This is a genomic window from Neisseria sp. HMSC055H02 (assembly GCF_001813335.1).
Taxonomy (GTDB): Bacteria; Pseudomonadota; Gammaproteobacteria; order Burkholderiales; family Neisseriaceae; genus Neisseria; species Neisseria sicca_C.
In genome coordinates this window covers 127,441-144,159 of record NZ_KV812067.1, presented here as the reverse complement: position 1 = coordinate 144,159, position 16,719 = coordinate 127,441, and the positions used below count along the sequence as shown (strand labels likewise).

Below are 16,719 nucleotides of genomic sequence, written 5' to 3'. Positions count from 1 at the left end.
GTCGTCTGAAAATTTTCAGACGACCTTTTTATCATCAACACAGTCAATTCAAAGAAAAGCCCCAATTCCATCATTTTTGCCACAGCCTGCCCCGCATAAGCATAAGCAGGGTGCAACGCCGATATGGGTATTTTCGATTCTGCTGAATCGGTCTCAAACCAAATCATTTTTTCACAGGCAACGCGCCCTCGCTATATTTTGCAATAAATATCAGCAAGGCACCATACTGCCATCAGAATTTACTTAACGGCTTTTCAGACGACGTTGCCAATACCTTTGTAAAACAACTGCCGTTCAGCCCATCAGCCAAACCACCAAATGCACCATGCTCGGCCCGATGATGACCATAAACAGCCCCGCCAAAATCATGGTCAGGCTCGCCATCACGCCTTCGGTTTCGTGGCGTTGTCCGGCGCGGGAAGTGCCGAAGCCGTGGGCGGCGTTGCCCAGTGCGACACCGTTGGCGGCATGGAAGCGGATGCGGGTGAACGCTAAAAACAAATCGCCGAATATCATGCCGACGAAGCCGGTGATGATGGTAAACAGCGATACCAGCGACGCCGAACCGTGGATTTCACCCGCCAATACGACGGCAAACGGCGTGGAAATCGAGCGCGCCATCAGGCTGTTGGTCACTTCGCTGTCGAAGTGGAACATATTGCCCATCAAAAACGCGCTGGCTACGCCGACAAACATACCAACCAAAATCGCTATTGACAGGATGGGAAGCTGGCGGCGGATGACTTCGCGGTTTTCATAAATCGGAATGGCGAAAGCGACCGTTACCGGCGTGAGCAGGAAAACGATGCCTTGCGTGTATTTGTGGTAAGTGTCGTAGGAAATGCCCAAAAGCAGCATCAGGACGATGGTGCTGACCGAGACGGTAACAACGGGCGAGAAAATCATCAGCGGTTTTTTGCAGTAGATTTTTTTCGCCACAAAATAGGCGAAACAAGTCCAAGCGAAGCAGGCGAGTGCGGCGTAATCCATTTTTGTTCCCTATCAGGCATGCAGTTTTTTATACAGGCGGCGTTTCCAGCGGTAGCAGAAATTCAGCGTCAACGCCGTGCTGATCATCACCAGCGCAGTGCCGACCGCAATCGTCAGCACCAGCCGCCAACCTTCGGAAAGAAGCAAATCACGGTATTGCAATACGGATACCATAATCGGGATAAAGAAAAACACCAACTCGCCCAACACCCATTTCGCGCCGCGCTCGACCATGCCGGTTTTAATCACGCCCAAACCCAGCAGCGCAAGCATTAAAAACAGCCCCAATACGCCCGAAGAAACAGGCAGATGGGCAAAGCGCACCATCAAATCCGACACCAGCCAAACCAAGCCGACCACGGCAAGCTGCAAGGTCGTCTGAAAAAATCGCATCAGCGTATCCATAAGGTTCATCAATCTGTAATTCAAAACGAAGGCTTGATTATAAGGACGCGGTTTACGCATAATATGAATTATCTGCACTAAAATCATGCCCAAGAGGAATAATGGACTTCAAAAGCCTGCACTGTTTCGCCGAACTCGTGCGCCTGCAAAGTTTCTCCGCCGCTGCATCCGCGCTCAACCTGACCCAGCCCACCGTCAGCAAAACCATACAGGCATTGGAAGAAGAACTGGGCGTGCCGCTGTTGGTTAAAGAAAACGGCCGCAAAAAACGCCAAGTCGCCACCACACCCATCGGCGAAGAAGTGTACCGCCACGCGCTGAACCTCCTGCACGAACGCGACTTGCTGCTCGCCCGCATCGACGGCTACGCCACATCAAAAGCGGCACGCTGCGGCTGGGTTTGGCACTGCTCGGCAGCGACCTGCTCAGCAACGCCCTGTTCCGCTTCCGCCGCCAATGGCCCGGCATCGAACTGACCTTCCTCGAACAAGGTTCGCTCGCCATCGAGCAATCCTTGCGCAACAACGAACTTGACGCCGGACAACTGCTCGCCCCCGTCCACGAAGACTTCGACAGCATTACCCTCTGCGACTACCCGCTCGTCGTCCTCATGCCGCGCGCCCAAGCCCGCCATGCCGTCCTCAGCCTCAAAAGCCTGCAACACGAACCGTTTATCCTGTTTGGCTCAGGGTTTTCCCTCAACGAAACCATCCAAACCGCCTGCCGCAGCCAAGGCTTCACCCCCAACGTCGTCTGCCGCACCGGACAATGGGACCTGCTCGCCGACATGGTGGCGCACCATATGGGCATCGCCCTTTTGCCCGAATACTACGCCCGAAAAATCAATCCTGACACATTTGCCGCCGTCCCGCTGACCGAACCCGAAATCCGCTGGCAACTGACCATGGCGTGGAAAAAACACCAGCGTCCCACCCCCGCGCTCAGGGCTTGGCTGGATATCGTCAGGGAAGAGTTCAGAAAGTAGAAAAAGGTCGTCTGAAAAGTTTTCAGACGACCTTTTTTACACTTTCCCACCTATACTTCTTCACAAAAACTTCACTATACTTCATCTCCCTTTACATATGCGAACATTGTCTGAAAATGTCTGAAACCATTCAAAACCGCAAAATCAAATTCGCCTTGGTCGGCTGCGGCCGTATTTCCAACAACCATTTCGGTTCGTTTGAGGTATTGCAAGAAGATTGCGAACTCGTTGCCGTGTGCGACATCGATCCTGCCGCGCTTGAAGCGGCGGTCAAGCGCACCGGTGCGAAAGGCTATGCCTGCTATACCGACATGCTGGCAGAAACCGATGCCGACGTAATCATCATTACTACACCGTCCGGTTTGCACCCCGAACAGGCAGTTGAGGCATTGGAAGCGGGTTTTCACATTGTCACCGAAAAACCGATGGCTACCTGCTTTACTGACGGCGAACTTATGGTTCAAGCTGCCGACAAAGCGGGCAAACGTTTGTTTGTCGTGAAACAAAACCGCCTAAATGCCACGCTGAAACTGCTCAAACGCGCGGTCGCAGAACAACGCTTCGGCAAAATCTATATGGCGCATTTGAATGTTTTTTGGACGCGCCCGCAGTCGTATTACGACCAAGGGGGCGGTTGGCGCGGCACTTGGAAGATGGACGGCGGCGCGTTCATGAATCAAGCCAGCCACTACGTCGATTTGATGGAATGGCTCATCGGTCCGGTGGCGGAAGTGCAGGCGATGATTGCGACCCACCGCAAAATTGAAGCCGAAGACACAGGCGTGATGAACCTCCGTTGGCGCGACGGCACGCTCGGTTCGATGGCGGTAACCATGTGTACCTATCCGAAAAACCTCGAAGGCTCGATTACCATTTTGGGCGAAACCGGCACGGTACGCATCGGCGGCATGGCGGTGAATGAAATTCAGGAATGGAATTTTGCCGACGAGCGCGATTACGACGAACAGGTCAAAACCGCCAATTATGAAACCACGTCGGTGTACGGTTTCGGGCATCCGCTGTATTATCGGAATGTTGTCGATGTGTTGCGCGGCAAAGCCGAGCCTGTTGTCGACGGGCGCGAAGGCTTAAAATCGCTGGAACTGATTAATGCCGCCTACCTTTCTGCACATAACCGTCAAACGGTTTCGCTGCCGCTGGTGTTGCAAACGTTGCGAACGTTTGACCATTCTGATTGTCCGAAAGGAAGCCCCTTCCATACTCAATCAAAGGAATCATCATGATACTGACCCGCGAACAAGCCCTCGAAATTTTCAAACGGCGCGTTTCCGTCCGCTATTACGACCCTGCACGCAAAATCAGTGCCGAAGATTTTGCCGCCATCCTTGATTTCGGGCGGCTCTCGCCCAGCTCCGTCGGCTGTGAGCCGTGGCAGTTTGTAGTTGTGCAGAACGAGGCATTGCGTGAAAAAATCAAACCCTTCGCTTGGGGGATGCAGGCTTCCATTTCGGATGCCAGTCATGTCGTTTTCCTGTTGGCACGAAAACACGCCCGCTACGACAGCCCCGCTTTTGAAGAACTGATGGACAGACGCGGTTTGAGCGCCGAAGAGCGGGCAGGGGCATTAGAACGCTACCGCCGTTTCCAAACCCACGATATGCCCATCGCCGACGACGAACGCGCCTTGTTTGACTGGGCAAGCAAGCAAACCTACATCGCGCTGGGCAATATGCTTACCGGCGCAGCGATGCTCGGCATCGATTCCTGCGCCATCGAAGGCATGGAGTATGCCGAAGTGGAAAAAATCCTTGCCGAAGCCGGATTGCTCGATCCTGAAAATTACGGCTTGTCCGTCGCCGCAACCTTCGGCTACCGTGTGCGCGACATTAACCCGAAACCGCGCCGCGATGCGTCGGAAACGGTCATTTGGGCGGAGTAGCGCCGATTAAATCTAAAGAGCCGAACAGCAATCACCGTATCGTTTCAAACAGATACTTTTGCAAGTCTTCAAAGCAAATCCTGTGATTTCTGTTTCTCTTTCAAACAAAGAAAAAGGTCGTCTGAAATCTGTTTCAGACGACCTTTTCGATATTGATCCGAATAGTTAACGGATTTTCAGCGTACTCAATCCGATTAGCACCAAGACGATGGTGATAATCCAGAAGCGGACGACGACTTGGGTTTCTTTCCAGCCTTTTTGTTCGTAGTGGTGGTGGATAGGCGCCATCAGGAAGATGCGTTTCTTGGTTTTCTTATACCAGCCGACCTGAAGCATGACGGACACGGCTTCGACGACGAACAGACCGCCCATAATGACGAGAACGAACTCTTGGCGGACGATGACGGCAACGGTACCGAGTGCCGCACCCAGAGCCAACGCGCCGACGTCGCCCATGAAGACTTGCGCAGGATAGGCGTTGAACCACAAAAATCCAAGACACGCGCCGCACATGGCGGTACAGAAAATCACGACTTCGTTCGCGCCTGCGACATAAGGCAATTGCAGGTATTGGGCGAATTGCGAGTGTCCGCTGGCATAAGCGAAGATGGCGAGACCGGCAGCAACGAGGACGACGGGGAAGGCGGCAAGTCCGTCAAGGCCGTCGGTCAGGTTGACGGCGTTGGAAGTGCCGACGATGGTCAGATAGGTCAGGACGACGAAGCCGACCACGCCCAGCGGCAAGGCGACTTGTTTGAAGAAGGGAACGATCAGGATGTTGTTGGAGCTATTGGAAGCGAGGTAAAACAGGGCAAGCGCGGCAATGATGGCAACGCTCGACTGCCACACCATTTTGAATTTAGGAGAAACGCCGTTGGGGTCTTTATAGACGACTTTGCGCCAGTCGTCGTAAAAACCGAGCGCGCCCGTGGCGAGCAATACGCCCAAAAGAATCCAAATATATGGGTTTGCCCAGTTGCCCCACAAGATCGTGGACACGGTGATCGCGGTCAGAATCAGCGAGCCGCCCATCGTCGGCGTACCGTTTTTGATGAGGTGGGTTTGCGGCCCGTCGGTGCGCACTGCCTGCCCGACTTTTAATTGCGTCAGTTTGCGGATGGTCCATGGGCCGAGCAGCAGGGAAAACGCCAAAGCGGTCAATGCCGCCATGACGGCGCGAAATGTGGTGTATTGAAAGACATTCAAACCGGACAACCAGTTACTGAAATGTGCAAGCCATAAAAACATGGGGCTTCCTTTTGTTTTTGTTGTTACATTGGGCTTATCGCCCGTTTTAAAGTTTGGTTTTGGGGTCGTCTGAAAAAGTTTCAGACGACCTTTGTAGATTATCAAGCAGGTTATGACAGTCAGTGCCTGCTGAAGTTCACTCTCTATGCAGGTTTCTGACAAACCCGTTATCCGTTGTTTAGAGAGATGGCAGCATTATTGAGTAGCGGCGGCGTTAGCGTCTTTCTCAATCACGCAAATCGGATAGTTTCCAGGATTCTTTCCGCCGCCCAAATCCAAGCAGGTATCTTCATAAATAAATGCCTGTACTTTCATTCCGGCATAAAACGTAGCAATCAGCAAACCAGCTAATAGAAAAATCTTTTTCATATTTCTGACGGCCTTTTCAAGTTTTATTTTCTTGAGTCTGAAAATAATCTTTGGGATGTAAGCAAAACAGGCTATAACAAATTGCAGCACGAATAATGACATCCAACAATGGAAACCCGATCCTAGGGGAAACCAAATAACCGACCATATTGTAGACGATATACAGTATACAGCCATACAGCCATAACCTACGCGCCCAATCCTTACCTCTCCATAGTCCAACAGCACTAACCAGCATCAATATCACTTGCACAAGCAAATGAAAATTTCCTAACCAAAACCAAAGTAAACGTCCACTTGTGATTTCGTATGCTTCGCTTATTGTCTCAAATCCTACATTTTCGATGTAAAGCCACACTGCCGCAGGCCATAAAACTGCTGCCACTATTATCATTAAAACGATAAACTGCAACAGTATAGGTCGTTTTCTTTTCTGCCCCATTTTCAGACGACCTCTTTATCCGTCAACGCCTCAACCACTTCTTCCATCTTCATAAAGCGCGAACCTTTCACCAATACGGTGGCGCGTTCGGGCAAATCGTGGCTCAACACTTGAATCAGAGGGTCTTTGGCAGCAAACCACAAACCGTCCGCACCAAACGTTTCCGCCGCTTCGACGCTGTTGTCGCCGACAAAATAAGCCGCTTCTATACCTTGGTCGCGGGCGTACGCGCCGACTTCGGCGTGCATGGCGGCGGCTTCGTCTTCGCCCAGTTCGCCCATATCGCCCATCACGAAAATACGCGGCGCAGGCATACGCGCCAACACGTCAATCGCGGCTTTCATGCTGTCGGGGTTCGCGTTGTACGTATCGTCAATCAAGGTCGCGCCTTTGATGCCGGCTTTGATGTTCAGACGACCTTTGATGTTGCTGAAGCCTTTCAAACCTTCCGCCACATCGTCCAAACTCAAACCCGCAGCCAAAGCCAGCGCGGCAGCAGCAGCAGCGTTATGAACATTGTGGCGACCGGGAACAGGCAGCACCACGGCGGCGCGCTCGTTGCCGCACACCAAATCAAATTCGCACGACAAAGGTTTCAGCACGATATTTTCTACATGGACATCGCCGCTATCGATGCCGAAAGTCCGCTGCTGATGATCTTGGGAGCTCGTCTGAAACACCGCGGCATGTTCGTCTTCGCACGGAATCAAAGCCAATCCGTTTTCGCCCAAACCTTGATAAATCTCGCTTTTCGCCTTGGCAATATCGAGCGTGCCGTCAAAACCGCAGCCGACATGGGCGCGTAAGGCGTTGTTGACCAAGGCGGCATCGGGTTTGGCGATTTGCGTCAAAACCGCCAGTTCGCCGAAATGGTTCATGCCCATTTCGATGACGGCATAGCGGTGTTTTTCGTTTAATTTCAACAAAGTCAGCGGCAATCCGATGTGGTTGTTGAAGTTACCCGCCGTCGCCAAAACGGCATCATCGCCGAAACGGCGGCGCAATACCGCAGCCAGCATTTCCTTCACCGTCGTCTTACCGCCCGAGCCGGTAATGCCGAATACAAACGGGTTCACATTATCGCGCCAAGCCTTCGCCAGCGTTTGCAATGCCGCAAGCGTGTCATCGACTTTCAACGCGCCATCCATTGCAGCGCAATCTTCGCGCGAAACCACAACCGCCGCCGCACCCGCAGCCAATACGTCTTCAACAAAATCATGCGCGTCAAACCGCTCGCCTGCCAAAGCAAAAAACACATCGCCCGCGCGAATGTCGCGGCTGTCGGTTACGATGCGCGAAACGGGTTTGTTTTCAGACGGCATCGGAAGGTTGAGGGTTTGGCAGATGAAATTTAGGTCTAGTGGTTTCATGGTTTCTTTCGTTTGTTTTTTTCAGACGGCCTCACATAACCATCCGTAAATGTTTCATCATAGATTTAGGTGTAACAAAAGTTAAACCGTACATACTGCCTAATGCTACTGCCTGGCTTTCCTCTAAATCGGCAGCCAATATCACAAAACGGTCATCCGGCAAATTCAATCGTTTTTTCAAGCGTACATATTTTTCAATGTCTCGTCTGAATTCCCCTGATTTACATTCCACCACAATCGGCTCTTTACCCATCGGTAAAAATACGACATCCAACTCATGTTTATCTTCATTGTCGAATTCGATTTTTATATTTCTAGCGCAAGAAAAAGCATAATCCTTGCCTTTTTGTTTTGCTTCTTCAAGCATTTTGCACAACGCAAACCATTCAAGCCAACCACCACAAAAAAAGTGCTTGATGGCAGTGGCACGTTGCAGATTCAAGCGGACAATTTTTTCCTGTTTCTGATAAAAATACTTAGAAAACAGAGTATGGCTATAAAATTGTCGGCATAGATTATTCATTGTCTGCCCGTCTTTTTGCGACATTTTGCCGACATCCAAACTAATGCTTGTATGGTTGTGGCCATACGCCCAACTAATCTGACCCAACATATTTTTAGTAATCTGATAATTGCTGCCCAATTTAGCGGCAGCCTCATCAAAAAAACCGCTCATATTTACCGCCTGTAAGTTAAACATCGGCACAATATTAGCTCGGGCAAACCATCGCCGTAACGGTTCGTGCTGTTTTTCAGTAGCTAAAATGTCAGTTTCCGATAAATTGACGCCTGCCAGCGGATTATAATTTTGGTTTTCCGAACCAGTATCTTGCTGTACATTTTCCTCTCCACCGTCTTCCTGTTGCTTCAAAGCCTGCAATTCCCTGTTCACCGAAAAATATCGTTCCAACAATTTACTGACAAAAAATAAAGTGTCGTAAACCTTAACCGGAGCCGTGCATTTTGGACAGGCAATTTCACTCATTCCGGATTCGTAGTCATGCTCATTCATGCAGCCGCATTTATTGCAGCGAAAAATACCCATAATGTTCCCTCATTATTTGTTTATTTGTTTCAAAATTTATTTCAGACGGCGTTTGAAAATTTTATCTTTCCTGATTAATCAGCGGATACGGATTAATCGCACCGCTTGGCAGATACACGCCGTAATGCAAATGGGCGGGCGTGGTTTTAGCGTTGCCGGTTTTGCCGACATAGCCGATGACCTGTCCTTCTTTCACGCGTTCATACAGGCGGACGCGGGCGAATTTGTTGAGGTGGGCATAGTAGTGCCATGCGCCCGGCCCTTGGATGCCGATGACTTTGCCACCCAATCGGTTGCGCCCGATTTTGGTTACGATACCGGGCGTCGTACTGCGTATCGGCGTGTTTTTCTTAGCGAAAATATCCACACCTTCATGTCTGCGCCCTTGGCTGCGCGCCGCGCCCCAAGTGTCGTCAAAACGCTTGCCTTTAACAGGATTGGGCAGGCTTTGCGCCGCCGGCGGTTCTTTCGCCCTCAGTTCGGCAATTTCAGCGTTCGGGCGTGGCAGTTGTTTGGTGGTACAGCCTGCAAATAAAATCATGGCTGCACTGATTAAAAGGGTTTTTGTCGGCATTTTCAGCATCAAATCGGTCTCCTCGTTTTTCAGACGACCTTTGAAATTCCAAATCGGGGTCGTCTGAAACAACAGTGATGGGTTTAATGGCTGACGTGCCGTAATGCGTGGGTTGTGTTGCTTTTATTGTGGGGGATAAACGTTTTCAGACGACCTTGATGGTCTTCGGGTCGTCTGAAAACTTTGTATTGTCTATTTTATATTCGTTCTGCCAACGCTTTCTCTGCAACTTCGAAATCAGAAAAATGATGCTTCACACCCTGCATGTCCTGATAATTTTCGTGTCCTTTGCCGGCAATCAGGATAATGTCGTTTGCGGCGGCGCGGTCGACTGCGTAACGGATGGCGGCGGCGCGGTCGGCTTCGACACATTCGGGCGCGGGCACGGCAGGCAGGATGTCGTTGATGATGTCTTGCGGATTTTCCAAGCGCGGGTTATCGCTGGTTACGACGACTTTATCCGCGCCCTGTACGGCTGCCGCGCCCATCAGCGGGCGTTTGCCGCGGTCGCGGTTGCCGCCGCAGCCGAATACGCACCACAAAGCCGCACCCTGTGGTTTGATTTCCTGCAAGGTGGAGAGTGCTTTTTCCAATGCGTCTGGCGTGTGGGCGTAATCGACGACGACCAAGGGCTTGCCGCTGTTCATGATGCAGTCCATGCGGCCTGAGGCGGGACGGATTTTTGTCAGCACATCCAATACTTTATCAAGCGGATAACCGTTGGCACAAAGCAAGGCGATGCAGGCGGCGAGGTTTTGCGCGTTGAACCGTCCGAGCAGGCGGGTGCGGCAGCGGCCTTCGCCCCACGGGGTTTGGAATACGGCTTCCATGCCGTCTGAAGAAGCGGTGAAATGAACAATGCGGATGTCGGCGTGTTCGCTGAAGCCGTAGCCGTAAACGGCCAAATCAGGGCAGTCTTTTTTCAGACGACCTACGAGTTCTGCGCCGTATTCATCATCTACATTGATGACGGCGTGTTTCAAGCCGTGCCAGTAAAACAGGCGTGACTTGATGGCGCCGTAGGCTTCCATCGTGCCGTGGTAGTCGAGGTGGTCTCGGGTGAGGTTGGTGAAGATTGCGCTGCGGAATGGCACGCCGTTGACGCGCGATTGGTCAAGGCCGTGGCTGGAGACTTCCATCGCGGCGGCTGTTGCGCCTTGCTGACGGAAACGGTAGAGCAGGGTTTGGACATCGACGGGGGCGGGGGTGGTGTGCGTGGTTTCTTCCAATGCGCCCCAAAAGCCGTTGCCGACCGTGCCGATGATGGCGGTTTTTTCGCCCAATAAATCGGCGGCTTGTGCCAGCCATTGTGTGATGGAGGTTTTGCCGTTGGTACCGGTTACGCCCCAGACTTTGAGGTCGTCTGAAACGTTGCCGTAAACTTGCGCCGCCAACATGCCGGCACGGTGTTTCAAATCTTTGATGCCTTGATTGGGGACTTTCCATTCGGGATTCCACGCAAATTTGCCGTCGTCGTCCCAAAAAACAAAAGCCGCGCCGTTGGCAATGGCAGCGGGGATATAACTGCGGCCGTCCGTATATTCGCCCTGACAGGCAACGAAAATATCACCTTGTTTAATTTGACGGCTGTCTGAATGCAACAAACGCCCTGCTGCGTTTGCACACAGCAGAGGCGGAATGTTGGTTTCAGCTAAAGGGGTTAACTTGCTGAACATAAAATAATCTCGTTGATACTCGGATTAAGACGGTGTTTTGACGGCTGCAACATTGGTCAGAGGCTTGGTCGGGGAAACGCCCAAGATATTCAGGCTGCCGCCCATGACTTGTTTGAAGACCGGACCTGCCACTACACCGCCGTAGTAACCATTGGCAGTCGGTTCGTCGATGGTTACCGCCACAATCACGCGGGGATTTTTAGCAGGAGCAAAACCGATGAAAGTTGCCACGTGTTTGTTATCAACGTAACGTCCGTTGACCAACTTACGCGCCGTACCGGTTTTCGCGCCGACGTCGAAACCATCTACCGCACCCGCCGTACCCGTACCGCCGGGCTCGGTTACAGAAACCATCAAATCACGCACTTCACGCGCGGTCGAAGCTTTAATGACGCGTTTGCCTTTGGGCGCAACCGCCTGTTTCTCAAAGCTGACCGGCAACAATTCGCCGTCATGTGTCAACATGGTATAAGCACGCGCCAATTGCAGCAGGCTCAATTGCAAGCCGTAACCGAAAGACATGGTTGCCTGTTCAATCGGCTGCCATCTGCGCCAGCTTCTCAAAAGACCGGCCGTCTCACCTGGGAAACCGGAGTGCATCCGCACGCCCACACCCAAATCATGATAAAAATCATACATTTCTTTAGGCGTGAATTTTGCAGACAGTTTGCTGGTACCGACGTTGGAAGATTTTTGCATAATGCCGCGCACATCCAAAGTAGGATACACATGGGTATCGCGCACGGTAGCGGGACCGATTTTATAAGGCATGGTATTAAAACGATCAGCCACACCGACTTTGCCGGAATCCAATGCTTTGGCAATCGTAAACGGCTTCATGGCAGAACCCGGCTCAATCATATCGGTAACGGCTCGATTGCGGCGCTGTTCACTATCGGCGCTGCCCGGTTGATTCGGATCGTAGGCAGGGCTGTTAACCAAAGCCAAGATTTCGCCGGTTTGCGCATCCAATACCACAACCGTACCTGCTTTGGCTTTGTGATAAGCCACTGCCTTATTCAACTCATCATAGGCAAGTGTTTGAATACGTTGATCCAAAGACAAAACCATGTCCTGCCCGTTTTTCGGATCGCTGTTGCGCGGAGAGTCCAAACTATCGACGATATTGCCTTTATTGTCGCGCAAAACCACTTTCGCACCGTCCGCACCATGCAGACTGTCTTCACGCGACAATTCCAAGCCTTCCTGTCCTTTGCCGTCGATATTGGTGAAGCCGATAACGTGCGCGAACAGGTTGCCCATCGGATAATGGCGTTTCAGTTCTTTTTGGAATGCCAAGCCTTTAATGCCCAAAGCTTTAATTTCTTCCGCTTTTTCTTGGCTGAGTTGGCGCTTCAGATAAATAAAATCTTTATCTTTTTTCGCCAATTTTTCCTGCAACGCCTCAACAGGCAGATCAACAATAGCCGCCAACTTAGCCATCTGTTCGGCAGTCGGCATTTCTTCCATACCGGAAGGCATGGCATACAAGGATTCAGTCGGTGCGCTCAACGCCAAAGTCGCGCCGTTACGGTCCGTAATCATGCCGCGCGACGCAGGTAAAGTCAGGGTACGGACAAAACGCTGATCGCCCTGATTTTTCAAAAATTCATGCTGCGTGGTTTGCAGATAAATACCGCGCCCGAGCAGTGCAGTGAAAGCAAGAGCCATACACCCCAAAACAATACGGATACGCCCGTCGCTGGTAACAGGTTTTTTTACCTTTTCGGCCTTAGGCAGCATCCGAGGCTTATATTCGTTCTTAATCAACATCTTAAAATTCTCATGTTATGTATTTGCCGAACTACGTTCCGCAAAACCCTCCAAATCCAAGATTTTTCAGGCTTATCATTATTAGTATTATTTTTTTCTTTCCACCATCACGGTATTATCCGCGCCGGGCGGTTTGAGGCGTTGCTTCTCAGCCGCCACCTTAATCAGCTTGTGGTTCGCCAGCCGCGCCTGATCCAATTTCAAGCGTGCATAGTCCTGATCAAGCTTGATTTCCTGCTTTTGCGCTTTATCCAAAGCGATGAAGTGCAAACGCGATTGGTCTTGCACAGTGACCACCGCAAAAGCAGATACCGATACCAAGACCAACAAAAGGATATTTAATTTATTCATTATTTTCAGACGACCTCAATCTGTTTGTTCCGAGGACACCTGCCCCACATAATGCTTATTCTGCAATCTCACCGCCCGTCCGCTCTGCCACGCGTAAAACTGCGCTGCGCGCCCGCGGATTGGAGGCGGTTTCCTCAACACCCGGCTTTATCGCCTTTCCCACCGCCTTTAACGGCGGCAGAGGCAAATCCGCTTCTTTTACTGCCGCCCAACGCGGCAAAGGAGGATGTTGCGAATACTTTTTGACAAACTGTTTCACGATGCGGTCTTCAAGCGAATGGAACGCAATAACCGCCAAACGCCCGCCTTGTTTCAGACGACCTATCACTTGCGGCAGAACCGCCTCTACCTCTTCGAGCTCGCGGTTAATAAAGATGCGAACTGCCTGGAAGGTGCGCGTCGCAGGGTCTTGCCCCCGCTCACGAGTACGGACGTTTTGTGCCACGAGCTGCGCCAGCTTGCGGGTTGTATCGATCGGACTTTCTGTCCGTTGCGCAACAATGGCGCGCGCAATCTGGCGACTAAACCGCTCTTCACCATAATTCTTGATAACCTCGTGCAAATCCTGTTCTGATGCTGTTGCAATCCATTCTGCAGCGGACATCCCCCGCGTCGGATCCATGCGCATATCCAAAGGGGCATCAAAACGGAAACTGAAACCCCGTGCGCCGTCATCTATCTGCGGGGACGAAATCCCCAAATCAAACAACGCACCATCTATTTCTTCAATATCCAGCTTATCCAGGGTCGTCTGAAAACTGGAAAACCCGTCATGAACGACCGTAACGCGCCCATCCTGCTCGGCCAGCTTTTGCGCCGCCTCAATCGCTTGCGGGTCTTTATCAAACACAATCAGACGACCTTGACTGCCCAGACGGGACAAAATCAATCGGGAGTGCCCTCCCCTGCCAAACGTCCCATCCACATAAATACCGTCTTCACGAACCGCCAGAGCATCAACCGCCTCATTTAACAAAACGGTGATATGTTGATATTCAGCATTACTCACAATTGCAAATCCGTCTGACTTAATTGGAATGCCAACTCTTCAGGATCATCATCCAAAGCCTGAGTCATTTCAGCTTCCCATTGCTCACGGCCCCACAATTCCAAACGGTTGGCGCGACCGACCAAGGTAACGTCTTTTTCAAAATCCACCCGTTTGCGCAGATTGGCAGGAATCAGTACGCGGCCGGCGCTGTCCCATTCCAGCGTATCCGCATTGTGCAGCAGAAGATTTTGATAACGCTGCAACATCGGATTTCCTGCCGTTTTCAGGTACAAAAGCTGCTCGGCAACCTTTGCCCATTCAGCCTCCGGATACATCAGCAATTTTTGACGGGAATCCAAAGTAACCACAATCGACGGCGTATAATGGCGCAGCAAAATATCGCGGAACTTGGCAGGAATTGCCAACCGCCCTTTGCTGTCAATACTCAATTCGTGAGCGCCGCCAAACACAATTTCGTCCTATCGGTTTAAATCGGAATTTTTTGGGCAATGCAGACACTTTTACCCACATCGCCCCACTAGCCCACACTATAAAAAATTTTAACGCCTCGGTCAAATCGCCTTACTCTAAAATTCCAGTACATATGCAACAACAAAATCATTAAAAAACAGTATTTTAACCAAACAAGTACACAAGCCAAACCACCCATTTTACCTGATTTGGTTTTTAAAAACACAATATGTAGTATTAAAAATTACATTTAAACACAATATATGGTATAAAAAAATGAAAAAACGCCCCTTTCCCGTTCACGTTATAATAGACAAATAAATTCACAAATTTTACATTATCTAACGGTTATGAAGGCACACCTCCCCCTCCCCTCCCCTACCGCGCAAGCCTCAAGTTCCAAACTATTTGAAATCATCACACAGGAAATAAAAGCCCAAAATAACTGGGTTCCTTTCTCACGATTCATGGAGCTTGCACTCTACACACCCGAATACGGTTACTACACCGGAGGCAGCCATAAAATCGGTACAGACGGTGATTTCATTACCGCCCCCACCCTCACCCCATTGTTCGGACAAACCCTAGTCCGACAACTTGCCGAACTTCTCCCGCAAACCGCCGGCAACATCTACGAATTCGGTGCAGGTACAGGTCATCTCGCCACCACCTTATTAAAGAGCCTTTCAGACGACCTCAAGCATTACTACATCATCGAGCTCTCCCCCGAGCTTGCCGAACGCCAACGCCAATTCATCGCCGAACAGACCACTCCGCAACTGACACAAAAAGTCATACACCTGACCGAACTGCCCGAATCCTTCGACGGCATCATCATTGGCAACGAAGTCCTCGATGCCATGCCTGTTGAAATCATCCGCCGCACTCAAAACACCTTTCAACACATCGGCGTCTCCATCACCCCAGACGGACAGCTTGAACAAAGCCCGCGACCATTGAAACAACCCGACCTCCTCCAGTTAGCCGCCACCTATTTTCCCGAAACCAAACACCCCTACACCAGCGAGCTACACCCCGCCCAATACGCCTTTATTCTCACCCTCGCGCAGAAAATCACACGCGGCGGCATGATATTTATCGACTACGGCTTTGACGCCGCTCAGTATTACCACCCGCAACGCGACGAAGGCACGCTCATCGCCCACTACCGCCACCACACCGTTCACGATCCGTTTTTCCATATCGGTCTGACCGACCTGACCGCCCATGTCAACTTTACCGACATTGCCCAAGCAGGCACTGACGGCGGACTGGGTCTCATCGGCTACCTGCCTCAGTCCCATTTTCTATTCAACCTAGGCATTACCGACCTGCTGGCACAAACCGCACCTCCAGGCACTGCAGACTACCTCCGTGTCAGCACTGCCGTACAAAAACTGACCGACCAGCACGAAATGGGCGAACTCTTCAAAGTCATCGCCTTTGGCAAAAACATCGACATAGACTGGACAGGTTTCCGCTTCGGCGACATCTGCCACAAACTTTGAAATCCCCCACCTCAAACCATCCCTCCAAATACACAGGTCGTCTGAAACACAGTTTCAGACGACCTCATCTATGTTTTATTCCATTAAAAAACAAAAACAAAACACAAAGTACAAAATAAAACTTGCCAAAAACTCAAAACAACATATAATAGCGACTTCACGAAACGGCGAATTAGCTCAGTCGGTTAGAGCAGAGGAATCATAATCCTTGTGTCCGGGGTTCGAGTCCCTGATTCGCCACCAAATTTCGGGGGTATAGCTCAGTTGGTAGAGCGCTTGCATGGCATGCAAGAGGTCAGCGGTTCGATCCCGCTTACCTCCACCAGATAAAAAAGACCTTGTTTAAACAAGGTCTTTTTTATTTATATATCTACCTATTTTATTTATATCCATCTATCCTTAAAACTTGATAAGTAGCCGATACAATATTCCTTGAAACGACTGAAAACGGTTGTTGAGCCAATCTGGATGCCCACATCTATTCTTTTATTCATCTATGTTCATACAAAAGGTCGTCTGAGAACCTTAAATGTAGAAAATCGTCGCGCTGTCTACACCACAGGTTAAGAGAAATAAGCCTGCAAGGCCTCAAACGGCGTATCGCCGTTCAAACTGCGGTGC

Annotated in this window: 19 protein-coding genes, 2 tRNA genes and 1 pseudogene; 8 read left to right on the top strand and 14 right to left on the bottom strand. The window is 50.8% G+C overall.

What is annotated here, in order from left to right; genetic code table 11:
• Nucleotides 1-247: hypothetical protein (locus HMPREF2907_RS13110; protein WP_210388578.1), on the top strand; the 247-nt coding region annotated here is incomplete at its 5' end.
• 47 nt (nucleotides 248-294) lie between these two features.
• On the opposite strand, the gene HMPREF2907_RS01960 is transcribed toward HMPREF2907_RS13110, so the two are convergent.
• Together HMPREF2907_RS01960 and HMPREF2907_RS01955 are read right to left on the bottom strand one after the other, a co-directional pair.
• Nucleotides 295-990, bottom strand: a complete 696-nt coding sequence (locus HMPREF2907_RS01960) for an LrgB family protein (protein ID WP_070679465.1) — start codon at nucleotides 988-990, stop codon at nucleotides 295-297.
• Between the two features lie 12 nt (nucleotides 991-1,002).
• Nucleotides 1,003-1,482 carry a CidA/LrgA family protein gene (locus HMPREF2907_RS01955; protein WP_070679461.1) on the bottom strand — a complete coding sequence of 160 codons (480 nt, stop codon included), beginning with the start codon at nucleotides 1,480-1,482 and terminating at the stop codon, nucleotides 1,003-1,005.
• Between the two features lie 14 nt (nucleotides 1,483-1,496).
• Here HMPREF2907_RS01955 and HMPREF2907_RS13445 point away from each other — a divergent pair, with 14 nt between their 5' ends.
• The 4 genes from HMPREF2907_RS13445 to HMPREF2907_RS01940 all read left to right on the top strand — a co-directional run bounded on the left by HMPREF2907_RS13445 (nucleotide 1,497) and on the right by HMPREF2907_RS01940 (nucleotide 4,280).
• The gene (locus tag HMPREF2907_RS13445) at nucleotides 1,497-1,871 is read left to right on the top strand and encodes a LysR family transcriptional regulator (RefSeq protein WP_318258975.1); all 375 of its coding nucleotides are present in this window, start codon (nucleotides 1,497-1,499) and stop codon (nucleotides 1,869-1,871) included.
• Nucleotides 1,796-2,380 (top strand): LysR substrate-binding domain-containing protein, encoded by a 585-nt coding sequence (locus HMPREF2907_RS01950; RefSeq protein WP_318258974.1) that lies wholly within the window; start codon nucleotides 1,796-1,798, stop codon nucleotides 2,378-2,380. The genes HMPREF2907_RS13445 and HMPREF2907_RS01950 overlap by 76 nt, the downstream gene beginning before the upstream one ends.
• A 116-nt stretch (nucleotides 2,381-2,496) precedes the next feature.
• The gene (locus HMPREF2907_RS01945) at nucleotides 2,497-3,624 is read left to right on the top strand and encodes a Gfo/Idh/MocA family protein (protein WP_070679458.1); all 1,128 of its coding nucleotides are present in this window, start codon (nucleotides 2,497-2,499) and stop codon (nucleotides 3,622-3,624) included.
• Nucleotides 3,621-4,280 carry an NAD(P)H-dependent oxidoreductase gene (locus tag HMPREF2907_RS01940; protein ID WP_070679455.1) on the top strand — a complete coding sequence of 220 codons (660 nt, stop codon included), beginning with the start codon at nucleotides 3,621-3,623 and terminating at the stop codon, nucleotides 4,278-4,280. Before HMPREF2907_RS01945 ends, HMPREF2907_RS01940 begins: the two co-directional genes overlap by 4 nt.
• A gap of 165 nt (nucleotides 4,281-4,445) precedes the next feature.
• Here the strand turns inward: HMPREF2907_RS01940 and mraY are convergent, their stop codons facing one another.
• From mraY to mraZ, 11 genes are all read right to left on the bottom strand, one after another.
• Nucleotides 4,446-5,528: a phospho-N-acetylmuramoyl-pentapeptide-transferase gene (gene mraY / locus HMPREF2907_RS01935; RefSeq protein WP_070492456.1), complete on the bottom strand. Its 1,083-nt coding sequence runs from the start codon at nucleotides 5,526-5,528 to the stop codon at nucleotides 4,446-4,448.
• 195 nt (nucleotides 5,529-5,723) lie between these two features.
• On the bottom strand, nucleotides 5,724-5,897 hold the full coding sequence (locus HMPREF2907_RS12795; RefSeq protein WP_100066885.1) for a hypothetical protein: 174 nt from the start codon (nucleotides 5,895-5,897) through the stop codon (nucleotides 5,724-5,726).
• 16 nt (nucleotides 5,898-5,913) lie between these two features.
• Nucleotides 5,914-6,309: a hypothetical protein gene (locus HMPREF2907_RS01930; protein ID WP_168165190.1), complete on the bottom strand. Its 396-nt coding sequence runs from the start codon at nucleotides 6,307-6,309 to the stop codon at nucleotides 5,914-5,916.
• A 32-nt stretch (nucleotides 6,310-6,341) separates the two neighbouring features.
• Complete coding sequence (locus tag HMPREF2907_RS01925) at nucleotides 6,342-7,709, bottom strand: UDP-N-acetylmuramoyl-tripeptide--D-alanyl-D-alanine ligase (protein ID WP_070679449.1); 1,368 nt, start codon at nucleotides 7,707-7,709, stop codon at nucleotides 6,342-6,344.
• A 31-nt stretch (nucleotides 7,710-7,740) separates the two neighbouring features.
• A complete protein-coding gene (locus tag HMPREF2907_RS01920) occupies nucleotides 7,741-8,754 on the bottom strand; it encodes a hypothetical protein (RefSeq protein WP_070441772.1) in 1,014 nt (337 codons plus the stop codon).
• A gap of 61 nt (nucleotides 8,755-8,815) precedes the next feature.
• Nucleotides 8,816-9,337 carry a M23 family metallopeptidase gene (locus HMPREF2907_RS01915; protein WP_070679446.1) on the bottom strand — a complete coding sequence of 174 codons (522 nt, stop codon included), beginning with the start codon at nucleotides 9,335-9,337 and terminating at the stop codon, nucleotides 8,816-8,818.
• Nucleotides 9,338-9,525: 188 nt separating this feature from the next.
• Nucleotides 9,526-11,004 carry a UDP-N-acetylmuramoyl-L-alanyl-D-glutamate--2,6-diaminopimelate ligase gene (locus tag HMPREF2907_RS01910; protein ID WP_070679443.1) on the bottom strand — a complete coding sequence of 493 codons (1,479 nt, stop codon included), beginning with the start codon at nucleotides 11,002-11,004 and terminating at the stop codon, nucleotides 9,526-9,528.
• Between the two features lie 24 nt (nucleotides 11,005-11,028).
• On the bottom strand, nucleotides 11,029-12,777 hold the full coding sequence (gene penA / locus HMPREF2907_RS01905) for a peptidoglycan D,D-transpeptidase PBP2 (RefSeq protein WP_070679439.1): 1,749 nt from the start codon (nucleotides 12,775-12,777) through the stop codon (nucleotides 11,029-11,031).
• Nucleotides 12,778-12,864: 87 nt separating this feature from the next.
• Entirely contained in the window at nucleotides 12,865-13,128 is a 264-nt protein-coding gene (gene ftsL, locus HMPREF2907_RS01900; RefSeq protein ID WP_003761340.1) for a cell division protein FtsL, read from the bottom strand.
• A gap of 55 nt (nucleotides 13,129-13,183) precedes the next feature.
• Nucleotides 13,184-14,137, bottom strand: a complete 954-nt coding sequence (gene rsmH / locus HMPREF2907_RS01895; RefSeq protein WP_070679435.1) for a 16S rRNA (cytosine(1402)-N(4))-methyltransferase RsmH — start codon at nucleotides 14,135-14,137, stop codon at nucleotides 13,184-13,186.
• Nucleotides 14,134-14,589 carry a division/cell wall cluster transcriptional repressor MraZ gene (mraZ, locus tag HMPREF2907_RS01890; RefSeq protein ID WP_070679431.1) on the bottom strand — a complete coding sequence of 152 codons (456 nt, stop codon included), beginning with the start codon at nucleotides 14,587-14,589 and terminating at the stop codon, nucleotides 14,134-14,136. The genes rsmH and mraZ overlap by 4 nt, the downstream gene beginning before the upstream one ends.
• Nucleotides 14,590-14,940: 351 nt before the next feature.
• On the opposite strand from mraZ, the gene HMPREF2907_RS01885 reads away from it, so the two are divergent.
• From HMPREF2907_RS01885 to HMPREF2907_RS01875, 3 genes are all read left to right on the top strand, one after another.
• Nucleotides 14,941-16,098 (top strand): class I SAM-dependent methyltransferase, encoded by a 1,158-nt coding sequence (locus tag HMPREF2907_RS01885; protein WP_070679428.1) that lies wholly within the window; start codon nucleotides 14,941-14,943, stop codon nucleotides 16,096-16,098.
• Between the two features lie 166 nt (nucleotides 16,099-16,264).
• Nucleotides 16,265-16,341, top strand: a tRNA-Met gene (locus HMPREF2907_RS01880).
• 6 nt (nucleotides 16,342-16,347) lie between these two features.
• A tRNA-Ala gene (locus HMPREF2907_RS01875) sits at nucleotides 16,348-16,423 on the top strand.
• Nucleotides 16,424-16,623: 200 nt separating this feature from the next.
• On the opposite strand, the pseudogene HMPREF2907_RS13440 reads toward HMPREF2907_RS01875, so the two are convergent.
• Nucleotides 16,624-16,719 (bottom strand): annotated as a pseudogene (locus HMPREF2907_RS13440) (IS481 family transposase); the annotation flags it as partial.